Consider the following 22,951-nt stretch of genomic DNA (forward strand, 5'->3'; position numbering starts at 1 on the left):
CGTACGCGCTTCGACAACTCGACGAGAAGGCCGAACCCCACCACATGGCAACGACGAACGACCTGAAGAACGGCATGGTGCTCAACCTCGACGGCCAGCTCTGGCAGGTCATCTGGTTCCAGCACCACAAGCCCGGCAAGGGTGGCGCGGTCGTGCGCTCCAAGCTCAAGAACGTCGAGTCGGGCAAGACCGTCGACAAGACCTTCAACGCCGACGTCAAGGTCGAGGTGGCGAACGTCGACAAGCGGACGATGCAGTACCTCTACAACGACGGCACGTCGTACGTGTTCATGGACACCGGCACCTTCGACCAGGTCGAGATCTCGCCGGAGATCGTGGGCGACGCCGCCAACTTCCTCCTGGAGAACCAGGAGGCCATCGTCGCGAGCAACGACGGCCGCGTCCTCTACATCGAGCTGCCGGCCTCGGTCGAGCTCGAGGTCACCTACACCGAGCCGGGCCTGCAGGGCGACCGCTCGACCGGCGGCACCAAGCCCGCGACGGTCGAGACCGGCGCGACGGTGATGGTGCCGCTGTTCATCACCACCGGGGAGCGGATCAAGGTCGACACGCGCGACAGCTCCTACCTCGGCCGCGTCACCTCTTGATGACGGCTCTGTAGTGGCCGCCCGTTCCAAGGCGCGCAAGCGCGCTCTCGACCTGCTCTACGCCTCCGAGCTGCGCGGTGAGTCGGCGGCCGAGGCCCTCGACCGCGCGATCGAGCAGGGCGAGGGGCCGACCAACGACTACACCTCCGAGCTGGTGCGCGGGGTGGTGGACCACCAGGCCCGGATCGACGAGGTGCTGGCGGCCTACAGCGAGGGCTGGACGCTCGACCGGATGCCGGTCGTCGACCGCAACGTGCTGCGGCTGGGGATCTTCGAGCTGCTGTTCGTGGACGACGTGCCCGACGCGGTCGCGGTGAGCGAGGCGATGGCGCTGGTCCGCGACCTGTCCACCGACGAGTCGCCGCCGTTCGTCAACGGCGTGCTGGGTGCCGTGGTGCGCAACAAGGTTCGCGAGCAGGGCACCGCGAGGGACGAGCGGTGACCGTGGGCTCGCGAAGGTTGAGCAAGCGTCGCGACTGAGGGACGAAGTCGCGACAGCGGGTCGAAACACTCCGCAACCCGCGCTGGAACCCACCCAAAGGCCCTTGCTGCGGAGGTCTCGACAAGGTCGACCAGCGGTGGCCCGGTCATCGACTGACCAAGGTGCGGCAGTCTGTGTTCCATGAGCGACGCGCAGCAGGTGGACGTGGTGGTCGTCGGGCTCGGGCCGGGAGGCGAGGCCCTGGCGAACGCCCTGACCGGCGCCGGGCTCGCGGTCGTCGCGGTCGACAAGCACCTGGTCGGGGGCGAGTGCCCCTACTACGGGTGCGTGCCGACCAAGATGATGGTCCGCGCCTCCGACGCGCTGGCCGAGGCGGGGCGGGCCGCCGAGCTGGCTGGTGACGTGACCGTCCGGTCCAGCTGGGCTCCGGTCGCGGAGCGCGTCTCCGTGCAGGCCACCGACCACTGGGACGACCGGGTGGCGGTCGAGCGGCTGCAGAAGGCCGGCGCGACCGTGCTGCACGGCGTGGCGCGGCTCGCCGGCGTACGCCGGGTGACCGTGACGCCCACGGACGGCTCGGACCCGGTGACCTACGAGGCGACCCGCGGCGTGGTGCTCAACCCCGGCACGAGGCCGGCGACGCCGCCGGTCGAGGGACTGGCCGGCACGCCGTACTGGACGAACCGCGACGCCGTGCAGGTCACCGAGGTGCCCGGGTCGCTCGTCGTGGTCGGCGGCGGCCCGATCGGCTGCGAGCTGGCGCAGGTGTTCGCGCGGTTCGGGGTGCAGGTCACGATCGTCCAGCACGGTGACCGCCTGCTGGCCGTCAACGAGCCCGAGGCGTCGGCCCTGCTCGCCGAGGTGTTCGCCGAGGAGGGGATCCGCGTGCTGCTGGGCGTCGAGCTCACGCGGACGTCGTACGCCTCGGGGCGGTTCCGGCTCACGACCAGCACCGGGGAGGAGCTCGAGGCCGACCAGGTGCTCGTCGCGGCCGGTCGCACGCCCAACCTCGACGACCTCGGGCTGGAGACCGTCGGGCTCGACCCAGCGGCGCGCACCATCGAGGTGGACGACCGGATGCGGGCGGGCGAGGGGTTGTGGGCGATCGGCGACGTCACGGGCAAGGGCGCCTTCACGCACGTCGCGATGTACCAGAACGCCATCGCCCGGCGCGACATCCTCGGCGAGGAGGGCCCGCCCGCGGCCTACCACGCGCTCCCGCACGTGACCTTCACCGACCCCGAGGTCGCCGCCGTCGGGCTGAGTGAGGCGCAGGCGCGCGAGGCCGGGCTCACCCTGCGGGTGGGGCGGACCAGGCTCGAGGAGTCGACGCGCGGCTTCACCCACGGCCCGGGCGCCCGCGGGCTGGTCAAGGTGGTGGAGGACGCCGACCGCGGGGTGCTGGTCGGGGCCACGGTCGTGGGGCCGGGCGGCGGGGAGATCATCGGGTTCCTCGCCGTGGCGGTGCACGCCGCGGTCCCGGTCGACACGCTGCGCTCGATGATCTATGCGTATCCGACCTTCCACCGGGCCATCGAGGCCGCGCTGGCCGACCTGTCCTGACCCTCCCGACGTCGTGCCTCCCGCATGACTGCTCACCCCACCGGGTATCTGGTCCTGGGGGAAAGGGAGACAGGGACCATGACGAACAGCATCACGACGCAAGCCGGATCGGTGGGGCGCCAGGCCCACCAGAGCGAGTGGCTCGACCACGCGGCGCGGATCGGCCTGGTCGCCTACGGCCTGGTCCACCTGGTCCTCGCCTGGCTCGCCGTGCAGTTGGCGCTCGGCGACAACGAGGGCTCGGCCGACTCCCAGGGCGCCGTCCAGCAGCTCGCGGAGCAGCCGTTCGGCGAGGCGCTCGTGTGGGCCGTCGGCATCGGCATGTTCCTGCTCGCGCTCTGGCAGGCCCTCGAGGCGCTGTTCGGCTACCGGCAGGAGCAGGGCTTCACCCGGGTCCGCAAGCGCGTCACGGCCGCCGGCAAGGCGGTGGTCTACGTCGTCATCGGCGTGAGCGCCGTGCGGGCGGCGACCGGACCCTCGTCGTCGCAGAAGGACGGCACCGACTCCACCACCGCCAAGATCATGGGCTGGCCGGGCGGGCAGGCGATCGTCGTGGTCGTCGGCCTGGTGATCATCGGCATGGGCGCCTACCTCGTGCACCGCGCGTGGACGGAGAAGTTCGCCAAGCACATCAACGCCGAGGGCAAGACCGGCGAGACCGGGAAGGCCTACCTGTGGTTCGGCAAGGCCGGCTACACGGCCAAGGGCGTCACCTTCGGCGTCGTCGGCGCCCTGTTCCTCTACGCCGGCCTCACGCACGACCCGAAGAAGTCCGGTGGGCTCGACCAGGCGCTGCACAAGGTGCTCCAGCAGCCGTTCGGTCCGTTCCTCCTCGTGGTCATCGCGCTCGGCCTCGCCTGCTACGGGCTGTTCTGCTTCGCGCGCGCCCGGCACTTCAACGACTGACAGGTGGGTGAACGCTCATCAACCCGTGAGGTTGATGAGCGTTCACCCACGTCGGTCAGCGAGGCGGCCCGTCCGGGGCCGCCCGGGAGTCGAGGACCTCGACCGGGTCGCCGACGCGCAGGGTGGCGCCCGGCGTGAGCGGCACGACGTTCATGCCGAACCACACCGCGCCGTCCCAGCGGCGGTGCTGGGCCAGGGTGTACGTCGGCTCCTTGCGACGTACGGCGGTCGTCTCGTCCGTCGTCGGGATCGCGCACCGGTCGCAGCCCTTGACGACGCGCAGCTCCGCCTCGCCGACGCGCAGCCGCAGCCAGCCGTCCTCGGCCCAGGGGAGGCCCCCGCCGATGACGAGGTTGGGACGGAACCGCACCATCGGCAACGGCCCCTCGTCGGCCTTCGGGCCGGCCGCGACCAGGTCGTTGAGCGCGGCCAGCGACGCCTCGGTGGCCAGGAGCAGCGGGTAGCCGTCGCCGAAGTGCATCGGCACCCCGGGGCCGGCGTAGGCCGGGTTGGCCTGGCGACGGTTCGGGTCGTCGGCGAAGACCAGCCGCACGGGCTCGGACAACAGCTTGCTGAACCACGCGTCCGCCTCGTGGCCGGCCGGTGAGGCGCCGAACGACGCGCGACCGAAGACGGTCACCTCGACCAGGCGGCCCCCGGCGGGCGGCCGCGGCACGACGAGCTCGCCCTGGTCGTTGCCCGGCGGCGGGCTGACCTCGAGACCGCCGTCGGCCCGCAGGCGGGGCGAGACGAGCAGCATCTCCCGGTGCTCGCGCGCGGTGACGGTCTCCCCGGTCTCGTCGACCAGCATCCAGCGCCGGTCGCCCGCGAGTCCCCACGGCTCCACGACCGCGGTCTCGAGCCCCTGTCCCCGGCACGACTTCACCGGGTAGCGGCGCAGCTCGGTGAGGGTCAGCGCTCCCGGGTCGGTCACGACGACAGTCTCCCAGCCCCTGACCCCCTCCACCGGCGGGCCCGCGCTGTGGACCCGGATGGTTGGCTGTCGCCATGACGGCGACGGAGTCGGTCCGCGAGTGCGACGTGGTCGTGCTCGGTGTGGGTCCGGGTGGGGAGTACGCTGCCCGCAAGCTCGCGGAGGCCGGCCTCGACGTGGTCGGCGTCGACCGTGGGCTGGTCGGCGGCGAGTGCCCGTTCTGGGGCTGCACGCCGTCCAAGCTGATGGTCCGACCCTCCGACCTGGTCGCCGAGGTGCACCGCGCGGACCGCCTGGCCGGCGACGCACGCATCCGGCCGGACTGGTCGCTGGTCGCGGCCCGGATCCGCGAGGCCAACCACGACTGGAGCGACCACCAGCACGTCGAGCCGCTCGAGCACGCGGGGGTGCGTATCGTCCGCGGCCACGGCCGGCTGGACGGGCCCGGCACGGTGCGGGTCGAGCTCGACGGAGCCACGACCGTGCTGCGCACCACGCGCGGCGTGCTGGTCAACACCGGCACCGAGCCGATGCGTCCGCCGATCGACGGGCTCGCGGACACGCCGTACTGGACCAACCGCGAGGCGATGAAGGTCACCGAGGTCCCCGACCGGCTGGTGGTGCTCGGCGGCGGGCCCAACGGGCTCGAGCTGGCCACGGTGTTCGCGCGCTTCGGCGCGCGGGTGACGCTGCTGGAGGCGGCCGACCGGGTCGCCGCGCAGGAGGAGCCGGAGGCCGGCGAGCTGCTCGCCAGGATCCTGCGCGACGAGGGCGTCGACGTCCGGGCAGGGGCGGAGGTCGAGCGCGTCGACCACGACGGCGAGTTCCACCTGCGGGTGGGCGGCGAGGTCCTCGACGCCGACCAGCTGCTCGTGGTGACCGGCCGTCGCAACAACCTGACGGACATCGGGCTCGAGACGGTCGGGCTCGACCCAGAGGCGGAGACCATCGACGTCGACGGGCACCTGCGCGCCGGCGAGCGGCTCTGGGCGGTCGGCGACATCACGGGCAAGGGCGCGTTCACGCACGTGTCGCGCTACCAGGCGGCCGGCGCGGTCGCGGACATCCTCGGGCACGACGGCCCGCCGGCCGACTACGGCGCCGTCTCCCGGGTGGTCTTCAGCGACCCCGAGCTGGCGGCGGTCGGCCTGACCGAGCAGCAGGCGCGCGACGCCGGGCTCTCCGTGCGGGTGGGCCTCGCCCAGGTCGAGAAGTCCGCCCGCGGCTGGCTGCACGGCCCGGGCACGACCGGGCTGGTCAAGGTGGTCGAGGACGCCGACCGCGGGGTCCTGGTCGGCGCGACCGTCGTGGCGCCGTACGGCGGGGAGGTGGTCGGGATGCTCGTCACCGCTGTCCACGGCGAGGTGCCGGTGTCGCGGCTGCGCACGATGCACTACGCCTACCCGACCTTCCACCGCACCATCGAGGCCGCGCTGAAGCGGCTGGCCTGACGGGGCTGGCCGGCTCCCGCCCGGGGTGCTGGACCAGACCGGAGCCCGCCACGTGTAGAACGGTGGCGGAGGGGTAGGAAGCCCATCGACCGTGCCCCCGTGAGGACGGCCGCGAGGAGGAGCCATGTCGCACCCGATGCACCACCTGTCCGACGACACCAGCGACCGGCTCTACACGCCCGAGGAGCTGGCGTCGTACGCCGCGGCGGAGCCGCCGGCCGACGAGCCGGGCGGCGTCAGCCGCCCCGACCCGCTCACCGACCCCATCTCCGACGTCGAGCACACCGTGATCCGACCCCGCCCGGTGCTCCCGCCGCCGCCCGCCGCCCCCGCCACCCCGCCGCGCCAGGTCACCCCGGCGGGTCCGTCGGCGGGACCGCCCAGCGGGCCCCCGCCGGCGCCTCCCGCGCGTCCCGCGGGCGGCCCGCCCTCCGGGCCGCCCCCCGGCGCCCCGCCGTCGGCGCCACCGGCCGCACCGCCGGCGGCACCCCCGGCCACACCCCCGGCGGGCGCGGAGCCGAAGCGCTTCATGACCGCCACGGACTTCCTCGACCGGCGTGCCGACGCCGCCGAGCCCGGCCCGGCCACGTGGGGCTGGCGCGGGCGGGTCCGCCGCTGGAGCGGCGGCGCCATCAAGCCGCGGATGGGCTCCGCCGAGCGCGCCTACACCCAGGACCGCGCGCTCATCCAGAAGGACTTCGACGGCCCGGTCACGATCGCGTTCATCAACCCCAAGGGCGGCGCCGCCAAGACGACCGGCGTGCTGGCGGCGGGCTACACGTTCGGCACGGTCCGTGGCGGCGGCGTGGTCGCGTGGGACAACAACGAGACGCGCGGCACCCTCGGCATCCGCGGGTCGCGCAGCTCGCACACCAAGACGACCAAGGAGCTGCTCGCCGACCTCGACAAGTTCTCCGACGTCTCGCAGTCGCGCATCGGCGACCTCGGGTCCTACGTGCGCAGCCAGGGCGACGCCCACTTCGACGTGCTCGCCTCCGACGAGAGCGCCAACGTCACCGGCCAGATCCACGCCGACGACTTCAACTCGATCCACCAGCTGCTGACCCGGTTCTACCGCGTCATCCTCGTCGACACCGGCAACAACATGCGCGCGGAGAACTGGCTGGCCGCCGCCGACGCCGCCGACCTGCTCGTCGTCACCTCCACGGTGCGCGAGGACACCGGCTACAGCGGGCTGTGGATGCTCGACGCGCTCCAGGACGCCGGCTACCAGAACCTCAAGTACAAGACCGTGACGGTGCTCTCCGACCCGTCGACGACGGTCGACAGCAAGCTGGCCGCCGACCTGGTCGACGTCTACCAACAGCGCACGCGCGGGGTCTACCGCGTGCCCTACGACCCGGCGCTCGTCGCCGGCTCGGTGCTGCCGTACAACGAGCTCTCCCACGGCACCCGGATGAGCTGGCTGCGCGCCTGCGCCGGGATGGCGTCCGCGCTGTAGCCGCACGCTGCCGGATACCGTCGGCACATGCGCGCCGTCGTCTTCACCGAGCCCGGTCCGTCGTCGGTCATGAGGGTGGTCGAGCGCGACCTGCCCGAGCCCGGCCCGGGGGAGGTGCGGGTCCGGCTGGTGCGGTCGGGCGTCAACCCGACCGACTGGAAGCGCCGCCAGAACCCCCTCGACCACGATGAGGTCACCCCGGGCCAGGACGGTGCTGGGTACGTCGACGCGGTCGGTGAGGGGGTCGGTGAGGGGGTCGACGGCCTGGCCGTCGGCGACCGGGTGTGGGTGGTGCTCGCCCAGCGCGAACGGGCTCACGGCACCGCCGCCGAGCACACCGTGCAGTCGGCCGACCACGTCGTGCCGCTCCCGGACGGCGCGTCGTTCGACCTCGGGGCCTCGCTCGGGGTCCCCGCCGTCACCGCGCACCGCGCGCTGACCTCCGCCGACCTCGGCCCGTCGCGGCTCGGCCCCGGGACCATGGACGGCCTGACGGTGCTGGTCGCCGGCGGAGCCGGCGCGGTGGGCAACGCCGCCGTCCAGCTGGCCGCGTGGTCGGGAGCGACGGTGGTGACGACGGTCAGCAGCCCGGAGAAGGCCGCGCTCGCGACCGCGGCGGGCGCCCACCACGTCGTCAACTACCGCGACAGCGACGCCGAGGCGGCGATCCGCGCGGTGGCACCGGACGGCGTCGACCTGGTCGTCGAGGTGGCGCCGGCGCAGAACAACGACCTCGACAACGCCGTCACCAAGGTGCACGGCACCATCGCGATCTACGCCAACAACGGCGGCGACGAGCTCACCCTGCCGCTGCGCGCGACGTTCTCGAAGAACCTGCGCTACCAGTTCCTCATCCTCTACACGCTCGACGACCGGTTCCTGCGGGCGGCGGTCGAGGACGTCTCCGAGGCGGTCCGCGCGGGTGCGCTGCGGGTGGGGGAGGAGGCCGGTGTGCCCCTCCACCACTTCCCGCTCGAGGAGGCCGCGGCCGCGCACGACGCGGTCGAGGCCGGCGTGGTCGGCAAGGTGCTGCTCGACATCTCTTGACACGTGTCAGTCGACCCGGCTGAATCGGGCCGGTGACGGACGGTCAGGCGGCGCTGCCGTCGGTGCAGCCCGAGGCTCGGCGACCGCTGAAGGTCGTGCAGTGGGCCACCGGCGGGGTGGGCAGGGCGGCCATCGAGGGGGTGCTCAGCCACCCCGCCCTCGAGCTGGTGGGGTGCTGGGTGCACGCGGCGGACAAGCACGGCCGCGACGTCGGCGACCTCCTCGGCACGGAGCAGGTCGGCGTGACCGCGACCACCAGCGCCGAGGAGATCCTCGCGCTCGACGCCGACTGCGTCGTCTACAGCCCGCTCGTGCCGAACGACGAGGAGGTCGCCGCGCTGCTGCGGTCGGGCAAGAACGTCGTGACGCCGGTCGGCTGGATCTACCCCGACCCGGCCAAGGTCGGGGCGATCGAGGCGGCCTGCGCGGAGGGCGGGTCGACGCTGCACGGCACCGGCATCCACCCGGGCGGGATCACCGAGCGCTTCCCGCTGATGCTCTCGGCGGTCAGCGCGCGGATCACCCACGTGCGGGCCGAGGAGTTCTCCGACATCCGGACCTACGGCGCACCCGACGTGATCCGGCACGTGATGGCCTTCGGCGGTACGCCGGAAGAAGCGCTGGCGAGCCCGATGGCGGCGCTGCTCGGCAGCGGCTTCCGGGCGTCGGTGCGGATGGTCGTGGCCGAGCTCGGCTTCGACGCCGACCCGCACGTCGAGACGCTGCAGGAGGTCGCGGTCGCGACCGCGCCCATCGAGTCGCCGATCGGGGTGATCGAGCCGGGGCTGGTCGCGGCCCGGCGGTTCCACTGGCGGGCGCTCGTCGACGGCGTCCCGGTCGTCACCGCCACCGTGAACTGGCTGATGGGCGAGGAGCACCTCGACCCCGACTGGGGCTTCGGGCCCGAGGGCGAGCGGTTCGAGGTCGAGGTGACCGGCGACCCGAGCGTGAAGCTGACCTTCAAGGGGCTGCAGCCCGAGACGGTCGAGGCCGGCCTGGTCCGTAACCCCGGCATCGTGTCGACCGCCAACCACTGCGTGAGCGCGATCCCCTACGTCGTGGCCGCCGAGCCCGGGATCAGGACCTACCTCGACCTGCCGCTCATCGCCGGACGCGCTGCACCCGAGGTGGGCCGGCACCCGTCGTCGGGATAGTCCCTGACGTTCGGGTCCACGACACGCCGTCGCCAGGGGCCCGAACGTCAGGGACTATCCCGAGCGCCCGGCCCGACCCGCAACGGACCGGTGAGCCGGGTGTCACGGTCGGCTAGGGGGCGGTAGGGTCTGCGACGTTCAGACATCCTTCAACGGGCCGTCCAGAGAGGCGGACAAGGGGGTCATTGCACTGATGTGCGCACAACCCAGCCCTGCTCGGCAGGAAGCGTCGTCCCAGCCACCGGCGGGCGGACGGACGGTCCTCGACGACCGTGACATCGCGCGGGCGCTGACCCGCATCTCCCACGAGATCCTCGAGCGCAACCGCGGAGCGCGCGACCTCGTGCTGCTCGGCATCCCGACCCGCGGCGTGCCGCTGGCGGCGCGGATCGCCGAGCGGATCGCCGCGGTCGAGGGCTACGACGTGCCGGTCGGGTCGCTCGACGTGACGATGTACCGCGACGACCTGCGGCTCAAGCCGGCCCGCACCCTCCTGCCGACCGAGATCCCGCAGGGCGGGATCGACGGCAAGGTCGTGGTGCTGGTCGACGACGTGCTCTTCAGCGGCCGCACGATCCGGGCGGCGCTCGACGCGCTCAACGACGTGGGCCGGCCGAGCGCGGTCCGGCTGGCGGTCCTCGTCGACCGCGGCCACCGCGAGCTGCCCATCCGGGCCGACTTCGTCGGCAAGAACCTCCCGACCTCCCTCGTGGAGCGGGTCAAGGTCAGCGTCGCGGGCCCGGACAGCCCCGACGACGCCGACGCGGTCACCATCGAGGACGCCACGTCATGAAACGACACCTGCTCAGCGCCGCCGACCTGACCCGCGAGGACGCCGAGCTCGTCCTCACCACGGCCGAGGAGATGCGCTCCCTGGCCGACCGGCCGATCAAGAAGCTGCCCGCGCTGCGCGGCCGCACGGTGGTCAACCTCTTCTTCGAGGACTCCACCCGCACCCGCATCTCCTTCGAGGCCGCGGCCAAGCGGCTCAGCGCCGACGTCATCAACTTCTCCGCGAAGGGCTCGAGCCTCAGCAAGGGCGAGAGCCTCAAGGACACCGCGCTCACCCTCGAGGCGATGGGCGCGGACGCCGTCGTGGTCCGCCACGGCGCCAGCGGCGCGCCGCACCGGCTCGCGCACTCGGGCTGGGTGCGATCCAGCGTGGTCAACGCCGGCGACGGCACCCACGAGCACCCCACCCAGGCGCTGCTCGACGCGTTCACGATGTGGCGCCACATCGGCGAGTCCAAGCCCGGTGGGCTCGAGGGTCGGCGGGTCGCGATCGTCGGCGACGTGCTGCACAGCCGGGTCGCGCGCTCCAACGCACTCCTGCTGCGCACCCTCGGTGCCGAGGTGACGCTGGTGGCGCCGCCGACGCTGCTGCCGGTCGGCGTCGAGACGTGGCCGGTCGAGACGTCGTACGACCTCGACGCCGTCATCCCGAAGGCCGACGCCGTCATGATGCTGCGGGTGCAGCGCGAGCGGATGAACGCCGCGTTCTTCCCCACGGCGCGGGAGTACAGCCGCCGCTACGGCCTCGACGGCCGCCGGATGGCGACGCTCCAGGACCACACGATCGTCATGCACCCCGGGCCGATGGTCCGCGGCATGGAGATCACCGCCGACGTGGCCGACTCGGCCCGCTCGGTCATCGTCGAGCAGGTCACCAACGGCGTCGCCGTCCGGATGGCCGTGCTCTACCTGTTGCTCGGTGGGTCCGAGCCCGCGGTCGGAGGAGACGAGTGAAGTACCTCATCAAGGGCGCGGCCGTCCTGGGCGGCACGCCGAGCGACCTGCTGCTCGACGACGGCGTGATCGCGGAGGTGGGCCGCGGCCTGTCCGCGGCGGGCGCCGAGGTCGTCGACGCCGACGGGCTGGTCGCCCTGCCCGGCCTGGTCGACCTGCACACCCACCTGCGCGAGCCCGGCCGCGAGGACGCCGAGACCGTCGAGAGCGGTACGGCGGCCGCGGCCCTGGGCGGCTTCACCGCCGTCCACGCGATGGCCAACACCGACCCGGTGGCCGACACCGCCGGCGTCGTCGAGCAGGTCTGGCGGCTGGGCCGCGAGGCGGGCCATTGCGACGTCTACCCGGTCGGCGCGGTCACCGTCGGGCTGGCCGGGGAGCGGCTCGCCGAGCTCGGCGCGATGGCCGACTCCGCTGCCCGGGTCCGGGTCTTCTCCGACGACGGCAAGTGCGTGAGCGACGCCGTGCTGATGCGGCGCGCGCTGGAGTACGTCAAGGCCTTCGACGGCGTCGTCGCCCAGCACGCCCAGGAGCCCCGGCTCACCGAGCACGCCCAGATGAACGAGGGCGAGCTCTCCGGCAGGCTCGGCCTGGCCGGCTGGCCCGCGGTCGCCGAGGAGGCGATCATCGCCCGCGACTGCCTGCTCGCGGCCCACGTCGGCTCCCGGCTGCACGTCTGCCACGTCTCGACGGCCGGCTCGGTGGAGATCGTCCGCTGGGCCAAGTCGAAGGGCTGGAGCGTCACGGCCGAGGTCTGCCCCCACCACCTGCTGCTGACCGACGACCTCGCGGCGACCTACGACCCGGTCTACAAGGTCAACCCACCGCTGCGGTCGGGCACCGACGTCGAGGCGCTGCGCGAGGGGCTGGCAGACGGCACCATCGACGCCGTCGCCACCGACCACGCTCCCCACCCGCACGAGGACAAGGACTGCGAGTGGGCCGCCGCGGCGTTCGGGATGCTCGGCCTCGAGACCGCGCTGTCGATCGTGCAGGAGACGATGGTCGACGCCGGGCTGCTCGACTGGGCAGGTGTCGCCGACCGGATGTCCTCCACCCCGGCGCGCATCGGCCGGGTCGCCGACCACGGCACGCCGCTCGAGGCCGGGCAGCCGGCCAACCTGGTGCTGCACGACCCGGCGGACCGCCGCGTCGTCGATCCCACCGAGTCGGCCAGCCTGAGCCGCAACACGCCGTACGCCGGCAGGGAGCTGCCGGGGCGTGTGGTCGCGACGTTCCTGCGCGGCCGCGCGACCGTGCTCGACGGCAAGCTCCAGTAGCCCCACGGCCACGAGCGCCGGCTACTGACTCGCGGCTCAGTACTGGACTAGGCCCGTCGGGAGGTGCATAGTCCGCGCATGCGCACCCGTCTGTCAGTGTTCGCCGTCCTGGCCGCTCTGCTGGCCCTCCTGCTCGCAGCGTGCGGGGGTGACGACGACAGCAAGGCCGACGACAAGGGCGGCAGCGACGAGCCCTCCGCGACGGGCGAGGGCGCCTGCGCCGGCGACGTCACCGACCTGCTCGCCGAGATCTGCGACAAGGGCACGCTGACGGTGTCGACCGACCCGGCGTACCCGCCGCAGTCCTCGCTCAACGAGCAGACCGGCGACTACGAGGGCTTCGACATCGACGTGGCCACCGAGATCGCGCACCGGCTGGGGGTCGACGTCGCGTGGGAGGCGCCCTCGTGGGACGTCATCACCGCCGGGAGCTGGAACGGGCGCTGGGACACCACGGTGGGCTCGATGACGCCGACCAACGACCGCCAGGAGGTCCTCTACTTCACCCAGCCCTACAACTACACGCCCGCGGTCGTCGTCGTCACGGCCGACGACGACTCGGTGAGCGACCTGACCACCGACCTCGACGGCAAGAAGATCGGCGTCTGCGCCGGGTGCACCTACGAGCAGTTCCTCAACAAGGAGCTCACGATCGAGGGCTACGACTTCGACTTCGTCATCGACGACGCCGAGGTCTCGGGCTACGACACCGACACCACCGCGCTCCAGGACCTCGCCAACGGGCGGCTCGACGCCGTCATCACCTCGGTGACCACCGCGCAGGGCTACATCGACGCCGGCAACCCCGTCAAGATCGTGGGCGACCCGGTGTTCTACGAGCCGCTGTCGGTCGGCTTCGACAAGAGCTCCGACCCGTCCTCGGAGAGCCTCTACGAGGCGGTCGACAAGATCGTCGGCGAGATGCACGAGGACGGCACCCTCACCGAGCTGTCGGAGAAGTGGTACGGCCTGGACCTCACCACCCAGCAGTGACGCGGCACCGCGATGGCTGAACGCTGGGAGCGGACCCAGCTCGCCTCGGCGGGCGTGCCGTTCCGGCTCAAGGTGGCGCTCGTCTGGATCGTGCTGTTCGGCCTGCTCGCCTTCGTGGGCAATGCGGCCGGGTTCGACGTCGACTGGATCCGCGACAACCTGCGCTACATCCTCGGCGGCCTGCGCTACACGATGGTCATCGCGGTGAGCGGCATCGTCCTGGCCATCGTCCTGGCGCTGCTCGGGGCGCTGGCCCGGATCTCGCGCAACCCGGTGGCCTACGGGGTCGCGGGCTTCTACGTGTCGTTCTTCCGCGGCACGCCGCTCATCGTGCAGATGTTCCTGCTCTACCTGGCCCTGCCGCCGGTCGGCCGCAACCTGGCGGCGGAGTACGCCTGGCTGCCCGAGGGCTTCGACCAGGCCCTGGTCCTCGACGCCGCGACCGCGGGCACCCTCGCGCTCGGGCTCAACTACGGCGCGTACATGACCGAGATCTTCCGGGCCGGCATCCAGTCCGTCGCGGGCGGCCAGGGCGAGGCGGCCGACGCGCTCGGCATGACCTACGGCCAGAAGATGCGCAAGGTCGTGCTGCCGCAGGCCTTCCGCGTGATCATCCCGCCCACCGGCAACGAGTTCATCGCGATGATGAAGGACACCGCGCTCGTGTCGTTCCTCGGCGTCACCGTCGCCAGCGCCGAGGTCTTCCGGCGGTCGCAGCTGGTCGGCAAGGCCGACTTCAAGAACCTCGAGGCCTACGTCGCGGCGGCCCTCGTCTACTGGGGGCTCACCGTGCTCTTCACGTTCTTCCAGTCGCGGCTCGAGAAGCGCATCGGCCGCGGCTACGACCGCACCCACGTCGCCCGGGCCATGCAGGCAGCCGGCGAGCAGGGGCAGCCGCACGGCGGAGGGAGCCTCGGATGAGCGGCGACGACGTCGTCGTACGCATCGACGGGCTGCACAAGAGCTTCGGGCACCTCGAGGTCGTGCGCGGCGTCGACATGGAGGTACGCCGCGGCGAGGTGGTCGTGATCTTCGGGCGGTCGGGGTCGGGCAAGTCGACCGTGCTGAGGTGCGTGAACTTCATCGAGGACCCCACCGCCGGCTCGATCGAGGTCGCCGGCATCCGGCTCGAGGGCGGCCACCGGACCCGCCGCAAGCGCGAGCAGATCCGCCAGCTGCGGCTGCACGTCGGGATGGTCTTCCAGCAGTTCAACCTGTTCCCCAACATGACCGTTCTCGACAACATCACCTGCGCGCCGCGGTGCGCAGGCGTCGGCAGCACCGACTGCACCAAGCGCGCGATGGACCTGCTCGACCGCGTCGGCCTGGCGGACAAGGCCGGCGAGCACCCGATCCGGCTCTCCGGTGGCCAGCAGCAGCGCGTCGCGATCGCCCGGGCGCTCGCCATGGAGCCCGACGTGATGCTCTTCGACGAGCCGACGTCGGCGCTCGACCCGGAGCTGACAGGCGAGGTGCTGTCGGTGATGAAGACGCTCTCCACCGAGCTGCACATGACGATGATGGTGGTGACCCACGAGATGGGCTTCGCCCGCGAGGTCGCCGACCGGATGGCGTTCTTCCACGAGGGCCGGGTCCTCGAGGAGGGCACGCCGCAGCAGCTCATCGAGGCCCCCCGCAACCCCGAGACCCGGGCCTTCCTCGACGCCGTGCTCTGAGCCCCTCAGGCCCCACGTGTCACGCGTTTCACCGGGTACCCGGTGAAACTGCCTCAGGTCCCGGTCACCGCCGCCACCGACGGCACGACCCGCGACCCTCTCGCCGATGACCTTGGCCCCTGCCCGGCGCCGGCACGGGGGAGCAGCGTGGATGGGGGGAGCGTGAGGCCCGGAGACGCCGGGGTGCCCCCTAGGAGGTTCCGTCCCATGAAGGCGCTCGTGTACCACGGACCCGGCCAGAAGGCTTGGGAAGACGTACCTGACCCGACGATCCAGCACCCGACCGATGCCGTCGTCCGGGTCGACACCACCACGATCTGCGGCACCGACCTGCACATCCTCAAGGGCGACGTCGCCGCCGTCACCGACGGCCGCATCCTCGGCCACGAGGGCGTCGGGACCGTCGTCGAGACCGGCGCGGCGGTCTCGACCTTCGAGGTCGGCGACCGGGTGATCATCTCCTGCATCAGCGCCTGCGGCGCCTGCTCCTACTGCCACCAGGGCCTCTACGCCCACTGCGTGGCCGACGAGGGTGCGTCGGGCATCGGCTGGATCCTCGGCCACCTCGTCGACGGCACCCAGGCCGAGCTCGTGCGCGTGCCGTTCGCGGACAACTCGCTCTACAAGGTGCCGGAGGGCGTGTCCGACGAGGCCGCCGTGATGCTGTCCGACATCCTGCCGACCGGTTTCGAGATCGGGGTCCGCTACGGCAAGGTCGAGCCGGGCGACGTCGTCGCCGTCGTGGGCGCCGGTCCGGTCGGGCTCGCGTCGATGATGACGGCCGGCCTGTACGGCGCATCGCGGGTGGTCGCGCTCGACCTCGACGCCAACCGGCTGGACCAGGCGCTGGGGTTCGGCGCCACCGACGTGGTCGACAGCGGCGACGCCGACTGGCTTGAGCAGGTCATGGCGATGACCGACGGCTTCGGGGTCGACGTGGCCATCGAGGCGGTCGGCGTCCCGGAGACGTTCACCGCCTGCACCAGGATGGTGCGCCCCGGCGGCACCGTCGCCAACGTCGGAGTGCACGGCCGGTCCGTGGACCTGGCCCTGCAGGACCTCTGGATCTCCGACATCGCGATCACCATGGGTCTGGTGAGCACCTCGACGACGCCGATGCTGCTCAAGCTCGTGGCGCAGCACAAGCTCGAGGCGGAGCGGTTCGCCACCCACACCTTCTCGCTGAACGACATCCTCGAGGCCTACGAGACCTTCGGTGCGGCGGCCGAGACCAAGGCGCTCAAGGTCGTGATCAAGCGCTGAGCAACGGCGCGCGCGGCCGGGCCGTCCACGTGCCGGTCCGGCGCCCGTCGCCGGCCCGTCGCCGCTGGTAGGGTCGCCGCAGATCCGCATCCTTTAACCACCGTCCCGTGAGGCGGAGAAGGAGACTCGGCTTGCAGACGCACGCCCCAGCCCCAGCGATCCTCGTCCTCGAGGACGGCCGCACCTTCCACGGCGACGCCTACGGCGCCGAGGGTGAGACCTTCGGCGAAGCGGTCTTCAACACCGGTATGACCGGCTACCAGGAGACGCTCACCGACCCGTCCTACCACCGCCAGGTGGTCGTGATGACCGCGCCGCACATCGGCAACACCGGCGTCAACGACGAGGACCCCGAGTCCTCCCGCATCTGGGTGGCCGGGTACGTCGTCCGCGACCCCGCGCGGGTCCCGTCGAGCTGGCGCTCGCGGCGCAGCCTCGACGACGAGCTCAAGGCGCAGGGCGTGGTCGGCATCTCCGGTGTCGACACCCGGGCGCTGACCCGTCACCTGCGCGAGCGGGGGGCGATGCGGGTCGGGATCTCGTCGACCGAGCCCGACCCGTTCGTGCTGCTCGAGCGGGTGCGCGGCAGCGCCGAGATGTCGGGTGCCGAGCTGGCCGGCGAGGTCTCGACGGGGGAGGCCTACGTCGTCCCCGCGCGGGGCGACAAGCGGCTGACCGTCGCCGCCCTCGACCTCGGTATCAAGGCGATGACCCCGCACCGCATGTCGGAGCGCGGCATCGAGGTGCACGTGCTGCCGGCCACGGCCACCATCGACGACGTGCGCGCGGTCGGCGCCGACGGGCTCTTCTTCTCCAACGGCCCCGGCGACCCGGCAGCCACCACGGACCAGGTCGAGCTGCTGCAGGCGGCGCTCGCCGACGACATCCCCTACTTCGGCATCTGCTTCGGCAACCAGCTCTTCGGCCGGGCGCTCGGCTTCGGCACCTACAAGCTCAAGTACGGCCACCGCGGCATCAACCAGCCCGTCCTCGACCGCACCACCGGCAAGGTCGAGGTGACCGCGCACAACCACGGGTTCGCGGTCGACGCACCGCTCGACGCGCCGACCGAGACGGCGTACGGCGTCGCGACGGTCAGCCACGTGTGCCTCAACGACGACGTGGTCGAGGGGCTGGAGCTGCGCGCGGCCGACGGCGAGCTCAAGGCCTTCTCGGTCCAGTACCACCCCGAGGCGGCTGCCGGTCCGCACGACGCGGCGTACCTCTTCGACCGGTTCGTGGAGCTCGTCGAGAGGAGCGCCTGATGCCCAAGCGCGACGACATCAGGAGCGTCCTGGTCATCGGCTCGGGGCCGATCATCATCGGCCAGGCGTGCGAGTTCGACTACTCCGGCACCCAGGCGTGCCGGGTGCTGCGGGCCGAGGGCATCCGCGTCGTCCTGGTCAACTCCAACCCGGCGACGATCATGACCGACCCGGAGTTCGCCGACGCGACCTACGTCGAGCCGATCACCGCGGAGTACGTCGAGAAGGTCATCGAGAAGGAACGGCCCGACGCGCTCCTCGCCACCCTCGGCGGGCAGACCGCGCTCAACACCGCGATGGACCTCGACGCGGCCGGCGTCCTGGAGAAGTACGGCGTGGAGCTGATCGGCGCCTCGATCGAGGCCATCGACCGTGGCGAGAACCGGCAGATCTTCAAGAAGATCGTCGAGGACCTCGGCGGGGAAGTGGCCCGCAGCGCGATCTGCCACACGATGGACGACTGCCTGGCCGCGGTCGAGGAGCTCGGCTACCCAGTCGTGGTCCGGCCGAGCTTCACGATGGGCGGCACCGGCTCCGGCATGGCGCACGACGAGGCCGACCTCCACCGGATCGCCGGTGCCGGCCTCCGGGCCAGCCCGACCACCGAGGTGCTCCTCGAGGAGTCGATCCTCGGCTGGAAGGAGTACGAGCTCGAGGTCATGCGCGACACCAAGGACAACGTGGTGATCGTGTGCTCGATCGAGAACCTCGACCCGATGGGCGTGCACACCGGCGACTCGATCACCGTCGCCCCGGCGATGACGCTCACCGACCGCGAGTACCAGCAGCTGCGCGACCTCTCGATCGGCATCATCCGCTCGGTCGGCGTCGACACCGGCGGCTGCAACATCCAGTTCGCGGTCAACCCGCGCGACGGTCGCATCGTCGTCATCGAGATGAACCCGCGGGTCTCCCGGTCGAGCGCGCTCGCGTCGAAGGCGACCGGCTTCCCCATCGCCAAGATCGCCGCGAAGGTGGCGATCGGCTACACGCTCGACGAGATCGCCAACGACATCACCACCCGCGACGACGGGCAGAGCACGCCGGCGGCGTTCGAGCCGACGCTCGACTACGTCGTGGTGAAGGTGCCGCGGTTCGCGTTCGAGAAGTTCCCGGCCGCTGACCGAGAGCTGACGACGCACATGAAGTCGGTCGGCGAGGCGATGGCGATCGGCCGCAACTTCACCGAGGCGCTCCAGAAGGCGCTCCGCTCGCTCGAGAGCAAGGACGCGCCCTTCGACTGGACCCAGGAGTGGGTCGACCTCGACAAGGACGCGCTGCTCGAGGAGATCCGCACGCCCCACGACGGGCGGCTCAAGAAGGTGATGGACGCGCTGCGCGCCGGCGCCACGCCCGAGGAGATCTTCGCGGCGACCCACATCGACCCGTGGTTCGTCGACCAGCTGCTGCTGATCAACGAGATCGCGGCCGAGGTGACCGGCGCCGCGGAGCTGACGCCGACGGTCCTGCGCCGCGCCAAGCGGCACGGCTTCTCCGACGCCCAGATCGGCAAGATCCGCGGCATGAGCGCCGACGTGGTGCGCGGCGTCCGGCACGCGCTCGGCATCCGGCCGGTCTACAAGACCGTCGACACGTGCGCGGCCGAGTTCGCCGCCGCGACGCCCTACCACTACTCGTCCTACGACGAGGAGACCGAGGTCGAGCCGCGCGAGAGGCCGGCGGTGATCATCCTGGGCTCGGGGCCCAACCGGATCGGGCAGGGGATCGAGTTCGACTACTCCTGCGTGCATGCGGCCATGACGCTGTCCGAGGCGGGTTACGAGACCGTGATGGTCAACTGCAACCCCGAGACGGTCTCGACCGACTACGACACCTCCGACCGCCTCTACTTCGAGCCGCTGACGCTGGAGGACGTGCTCGAGATCGTGCACGCCGAGCAGCAGGCCGGCCCGGTCGCGGGCGTGATCTGCCAGCTCGGCGGGCAGACGCCGCTCGGCCTCGCCCAGGGGCTGGAGGACAACGGCGTCCCGATCGTCGGCACGTCGCCCGCCGCGATCCACCTCGCCGAGGAGCGCGGGGCGTTCGGCCGGGTGCTGCACGAGGCCGGTCTGCCCGCGCCCAAGCACGGCCTGGCCACGTCGTTCGACGAGGCCCGCGAGATCGCGGCCGAGATCGGCTACCCGGTGCTGGTCCGGCCGTCGTACGTCCTCGGCGGGCGCGGCATGGAGATCGTCTACGGCGACGAGGCGCTCGAGGGTTACATCACCCGGGCGACCCAGGTCAGCCCCGAGCACCCGGTGCTGGTCGACCGGTTCATCGACGACGCGGTCGAGATCGACGTCGACGCGCTCTACGACGGCGAGGAGCTCTTCCTCGGCGGCGTCATGGAGCACATCGAGGAGGCCGGCATCCACTCCGGCGACTCGTCCTGCGCGCTGCCGCCGATCACGCTGGGCGACTCCGAGATCGAGCGCATCCGCTCGGCGACCGAGGCGATCGCGCGAGGCGTGGGCGTGCGGGGGCTGCTCAACATCCAGTACGCCCTCGGCGCGGACATCCTCTACGTCCTGGAGGCCAACCCGCGTGCCTCGCGCACGGTGCCGTTCGTCTCCAAGGCGACCGCCACCCCGCTGGCCAAGGCGGCGGCGCGGATCATGATGGGCGAGACCGTCGCCGGGCTGCGCGCGTCGGGGCTGCTGCCCGCGACCGGCGACGGCGGCACGCTGCCGCCCGACCAGCCGATCGCGGTCAAGGAGGCCGTGATGCCGTTCAATCGGTTCCGCACCCCCGACGGGCGGCAGGTCGACACGGTGCTCGGCCCGGAGATGAAGTCTACCGGCGAGGTGATGGGGCTCGACGCCAACTTCGGGCAGGCGTTCGCGAAGTCGCAGGCCGCGGCCTACGGCTCGCTCCCGACCTCCGGCCGGGTCTTCGTGTCGATGGCCAACCGCGACAAGCGGACGATGATCTTCCCGATCAAGGTGCTCGCCGACATGGGCTTCGAGATCCTGGCGACGCAGGGCACCGCCGAGGCGCTGCGCCGCAACGGCGTCCAGGCCACGATCGTGCGCAAGCACTTCGAGGGCCCGGGCGAGGGCGACCAGCGGACCACCGTCCAGCGGATCCTCGACGGCGACATCGACCTGGTGGTCAACACCCCGCACGGCTCGGCCGGCGGCGGCGCGGTGCGCATCGACGGCTACGAGATCCGCACGGCGGCCGTGATGGCCAACATCCCGTGCATCACCACGGTCCAGGGGCTCGGCGCCGCCGTGCAGGGCATCGAGGCCTCGATCCGTGGGTCGATCGGCGTGCGGTCCCTGCAGGACTGGTTCCGGTGACGGCCTACGACGCGCTCTTCTCCCGGGTGCTGACCCGCGTCGACGCCGAGAAGGCGCACCGGCTCGGGTTCCGCGCGGTCCGGGCGGCGCGGCCGGTGCTGGCGCGGCGGCGCACGCCGGGGTGCCCGGTGACCGCGATGGGGCTGACCTTCCCCAACGCGCTCGGGCTGGCCGCGGGCTTCGACAAGAACGCCGTCGGCATCGACGCGCTCGGCGCGCTCGGCTTCGGGCACGTCGAGGTCGGGACCGTCACCGGCGAGCCGCAGCCCGGCAACGACCGGCCGCGGCTGTTCCGGCTGACCGCCGACCGGGCCGTGGTCAACCGGATGGGCTTCAACAACGACGGCGCCGAGGCCGTGGCCGCGAGGCTGGCCGCTCGGTCGCGAGCCGCTGGGTCCCGGGCCGGGCGCGGACCGGTGCTGGGGATCAACATCGGCAAGTCGAAGGTGGTCCCCGAGGACGACGCGGTCCGTGACTACGAGAAGTCCGCGCGGCTGCTCGCGCCGCACGCCGACTACCTCGTGGTCAACGTCAGCTCGCCGAACACGCCGGGCCTGCGCAACCTGCAGGCCGTCGACAAGCTGGAGCCGATCCTGGTCGCCGTCCGCCGGGTCGCGGGCGACGTTCCCCTGCTGGTGAAGATCGCGCCCGACCTCGCCGACGAGGACGTCCTGGCCGTCGCCGACCTCGCCCTGGCCGTCGGGCTCGACGGCATCATCGCGACCAACACCACGATCTCGCGCGACGGGCTCGCCTCGACCCCCGAGCAGGTCGCCGCGGTGGGGGCCGGCGGGCTGTCCGGCCCCCCGCTGACCGGGCGCGCCGACAAGGTGATGCGGATGCTCCGCGAGCGGGTCGGCGACGCGCTGACCCTGGTCGGCGTCGGGGGCATCACCACCGTCGACGACGCGCGCGCCCGGCTCGACGCGGGGGCCGACCTGCTCCAGGGCTACACCGCGTTCGTCTACGAGGGGCCGGGCTGGCCGCGCCGCATCCTGGGAGGACTCAAATGACATTTGGAGCTCGCTTCGCCGCCGCGCTCGAGGCCCGCGGGCCGCTGTGCGCCGGCATCGACCCCCACGCCGGGCTGCTGCACGAGTGGGGGCTGCCCGACGACGTGTCCGGACTCGAGACGTTCGCGCTGACCGCGGTCGAGGGACTGGCGCCGCACGTGGCTGTCGTGAAGCCGCAGTCCGCGTTCTACGAGCGGTTCGGCAGCCGCGGGGTGGCGGTGCTGGAGCGGGTCGTCGCCGAGTCGCGCGCCGCCGGTGCGCTGGTGCTGCTCGACGTGAAGCGCGGCGACGTCGGCTCGACCTCGCAGGCGTACGCCGAGGCCTACCTCGACCCGAGCTCGCCGCTCGCGGCCGACGCGATCACGGCCTCGCCGTACCTCGGCTTCGGCTCGCTCGAGCCGATGGTCGACGCGGCCCGCAAGCACGACGCGGGGCTGTTCGTGCTCGCGCTGACCTCCAACAAGGAGGGCCCGGAGGTGCAGCACGCGCGCACCGACGACGGCGTCCTCGTGGCCGGCCGGGTGCTCGACCACCTGCGCCGGCTCAACGCGGACGAGGAGCCGCTCGGCCCGTTCGGCGCGGTCATCGGCGCGACGATCGCCGACGTCTCCGAGCCTGGGGGAGAGCTCGACTTCGACTTCAACGGCCCGATCCTGGCGCCGGGCTTCGGCGCCCAGGGCGGCACGGTCGCCGACGTACGCCGGATCTTCGGCTCCGCCGTCGCCGCGGTGACGCCGAGCTCGTCGCGCGAGCTGCTGCGCCGCGGGCCGTCGCTCGAGGCGATGCGCGACGAGGCGCTGCGGCTCAACGACGAGCTCCGCCGCTTCGGCTCGTCCGCGGTCTGAC

The 22,951-nt window shown here is 72.3% G+C and carries 20 protein-coding genes; 19 read left to right on the forward strand and 1 reads right to left on the reverse strand.

Features of this window, described 5'->3' with window-relative positions:
- The first annotated feature begins 44 nt into the window (after nt 1–44).
- The 4 genes from efp (at nt 45) to G514_RS0112135 (ending at nt 3,519) form a co-directional block, all read left to right on the forward strand.
- On the forward strand, nt 45–608 hold the full coding sequence (gene efp, locus G514_RS0112120; protein ID WP_028651952.1) for an elongation factor P: 564 nt from the start codon (nt 45–47) through the stop codon (nt 606–608).
- Between the two features lie 13 nt (nt 609–621).
- A complete protein-coding gene (nusB, locus tag G514_RS0112125; protein ID WP_028651953.1) occupies nt 622–1,050 on the forward strand; it encodes a transcription antitermination factor NusB in 429 nt (142 codons plus the stop codon).
- A 180-nt stretch (nt 1,051–1,230) separates the two neighbouring features.
- Nucleotides 1,231–2,613 carry a dihydrolipoyl dehydrogenase family protein gene (locus tag G514_RS0112130; RefSeq protein WP_028651954.1) on the forward strand — a complete coding sequence of 461 codons (1,383 nt, stop codon included), beginning with the start codon at nt 1,231–1,233 and terminating at the stop codon, nt 2,611–2,613.
- A 78-nt stretch (nt 2,614–2,691) separates the two neighbouring features.
- A complete protein-coding gene (locus G514_RS0112135) occupies nt 2,692–3,519 on the forward strand; it encodes a DUF1206 domain-containing protein (protein WP_028651955.1) in 828 nt (275 codons plus the stop codon).
- Nucleotides 3,520–3,574: 55 nt separating this feature from the next.
- On the opposite strand, the gene G514_RS0112140 is transcribed toward G514_RS0112135, so the two are convergent.
- The gene (locus G514_RS0112140; RefSeq protein ID WP_157544762.1) at nt 3,575–4,453 is read right to left on the reverse strand and encodes an MOSC domain-containing protein; all 879 of its coding nucleotides are present in this window, start codon (nt 4,451–4,453) and stop codon (nt 3,575–3,577) included.
- A 74-nt stretch (nt 4,454–4,527) separates the two neighbouring features.
- On the opposite strand from G514_RS0112140, the gene G514_RS0112145 reads away from it, so the two are divergent.
- From G514_RS0112145 to pyrF, 15 genes are all read left to right on the forward strand, one after another.
- Nucleotides 4,528–5,904 (forward strand): dihydrolipoyl dehydrogenase family protein, encoded by a 1,377-nt coding sequence (locus G514_RS0112145; RefSeq protein WP_028651957.1) that lies wholly within the window; start codon nt 4,528–4,530, stop codon nt 5,902–5,904.
- 124 nt (nt 5,905–6,028) lie between these two features.
- Entirely contained in the window at nt 6,029–7,366 is a 1,338-nt protein-coding gene (locus tag G514_RS0112150; RefSeq protein ID WP_028651958.1) for a MinD/ParA family ATP-binding protein, read from the forward strand.
- 27 nt (nt 7,367–7,393) lie between these two features.
- Nucleotides 7,394–8,413, forward strand: coding sequence for an NADPH:quinone reductase (locus G514_RS0112155; protein WP_028651959.1), 1,020 nt, complete (start codon nt 7,394–7,396; stop codon nt 8,411–8,413).
- A gap of 32 nt (nt 8,414–8,445) precedes the next feature.
- Entirely contained in the window at nt 8,446–9,567 is a 1,122-nt protein-coding gene (locus tag G514_RS0112160) for an NAD(P)H-dependent amine dehydrogenase family protein (protein ID WP_245582186.1), read from the forward strand.
- 193 nt (nt 9,568–9,760) lie between these two features.
- Complete coding sequence (gene pyrR, locus G514_RS26490) at nt 9,761–10,360, forward strand: bifunctional pyr operon transcriptional regulator/uracil phosphoribosyltransferase PyrR (RefSeq protein WP_036564625.1); 600 nt, start codon at nt 9,761–9,763, stop codon at nt 10,358–10,360.
- Complete coding sequence (locus tag G514_RS0112170; protein ID WP_028651961.1) at nt 10,357–11,313, forward strand: aspartate carbamoyltransferase catalytic subunit; 957 nt, start codon at nt 10,357–10,359, stop codon at nt 11,311–11,313. The genes pyrR and G514_RS0112170 overlap by 4 nt, the downstream gene beginning before the upstream one ends.
- Nucleotides 11,310–12,593, forward strand: a complete 1,284-nt coding sequence (locus tag G514_RS0112175) for a dihydroorotase (RefSeq protein WP_028651962.1) — start codon at nt 11,310–11,312, stop codon at nt 12,591–12,593. Before G514_RS0112170 ends, G514_RS0112175 begins: the two co-directional genes overlap by 4 nt.
- A gap of 78 nt (nt 12,594–12,671) precedes the next feature.
- A complete protein-coding gene (locus G514_RS0112180) occupies nt 12,672–13,586 on the forward strand; it encodes a transporter substrate-binding domain-containing protein (RefSeq protein WP_028651963.1) in 915 nt (304 codons plus the stop codon).
- A 12-nt stretch (nt 13,587–13,598) separates the two neighbouring features.
- Nucleotides 13,599–14,507 (forward strand): amino acid ABC transporter permease, encoded by a 909-nt coding sequence (locus tag G514_RS26495; protein WP_051247400.1) that lies wholly within the window; start codon nt 13,599–13,601, stop codon nt 14,505–14,507.
- The gene (locus G514_RS0112190) at nt 14,504–15,262 is read left to right on the forward strand and encodes an amino acid ABC transporter ATP-binding protein (protein ID WP_028651964.1); all 759 of its coding nucleotides are present in this window, start codon (nt 14,504–14,506) and stop codon (nt 15,260–15,262) included. Before G514_RS26495 ends, G514_RS0112190 begins: the two co-directional genes overlap by 4 nt.
- A gap of 207 nt (nt 15,263–15,469) precedes the next feature.
- Nucleotides 15,470–16,525, forward strand: coding sequence for a zinc-dependent alcohol dehydrogenase family protein (locus G514_RS0112195; RefSeq protein WP_028651965.1), 1,056 nt, complete (start codon nt 15,470–15,472; stop codon nt 16,523–16,525).
- Nucleotides 16,526–16,656: 131 nt separating this feature from the next.
- Nucleotides 16,657–17,790 (forward strand): glutamine-hydrolyzing carbamoyl-phosphate synthase small subunit, encoded by a 1,134-nt coding sequence (carA, locus tag G514_RS0112200; RefSeq protein WP_028651966.1) that lies wholly within the window; start codon nt 16,657–16,659, stop codon nt 17,788–17,790.
- On the forward strand, nt 17,790–21,092 hold the full coding sequence (gene carB / locus G514_RS0112205; protein WP_028651967.1) for a carbamoyl-phosphate synthase large subunit: 3,303 nt from the start codon (nt 17,790–17,792) through the stop codon (nt 21,090–21,092). The genes carA and carB overlap by 1 nt, the downstream gene beginning before the upstream one ends.
- The gene (locus G514_RS0112210; RefSeq protein WP_028651968.1) at nt 21,089–22,105 is read left to right on the forward strand and encodes a quinone-dependent dihydroorotate dehydrogenase; all 1,017 of its coding nucleotides are present in this window, start codon (nt 21,089–21,091) and stop codon (nt 22,103–22,105) included. The genes carB and G514_RS0112210 overlap by 4 nt, the downstream gene beginning before the upstream one ends.
- Nucleotides 22,102–22,950 (forward strand): orotidine-5'-phosphate decarboxylase, encoded by an 849-nt coding sequence (gene pyrF / locus G514_RS0112215; protein WP_028651969.1) that lies wholly within the window; start codon nt 22,102–22,104, stop codon nt 22,948–22,950. The genes G514_RS0112210 and pyrF overlap by 4 nt, the downstream gene beginning before the upstream one ends.
- The last annotated feature ends 1 nt before the right edge of the window (nt 22,951 follow it).

The sequence above is a fragment of the Nocardioides halotolerans DSM 19273 genome (genome assembly GCF_000422805.1).
Taxonomy (GTDB): Bacteria; Actinomycetota; Actinomycetes; order Propionibacteriales; family Nocardioidaceae; genus Nocardioides; species Nocardioides halotolerans.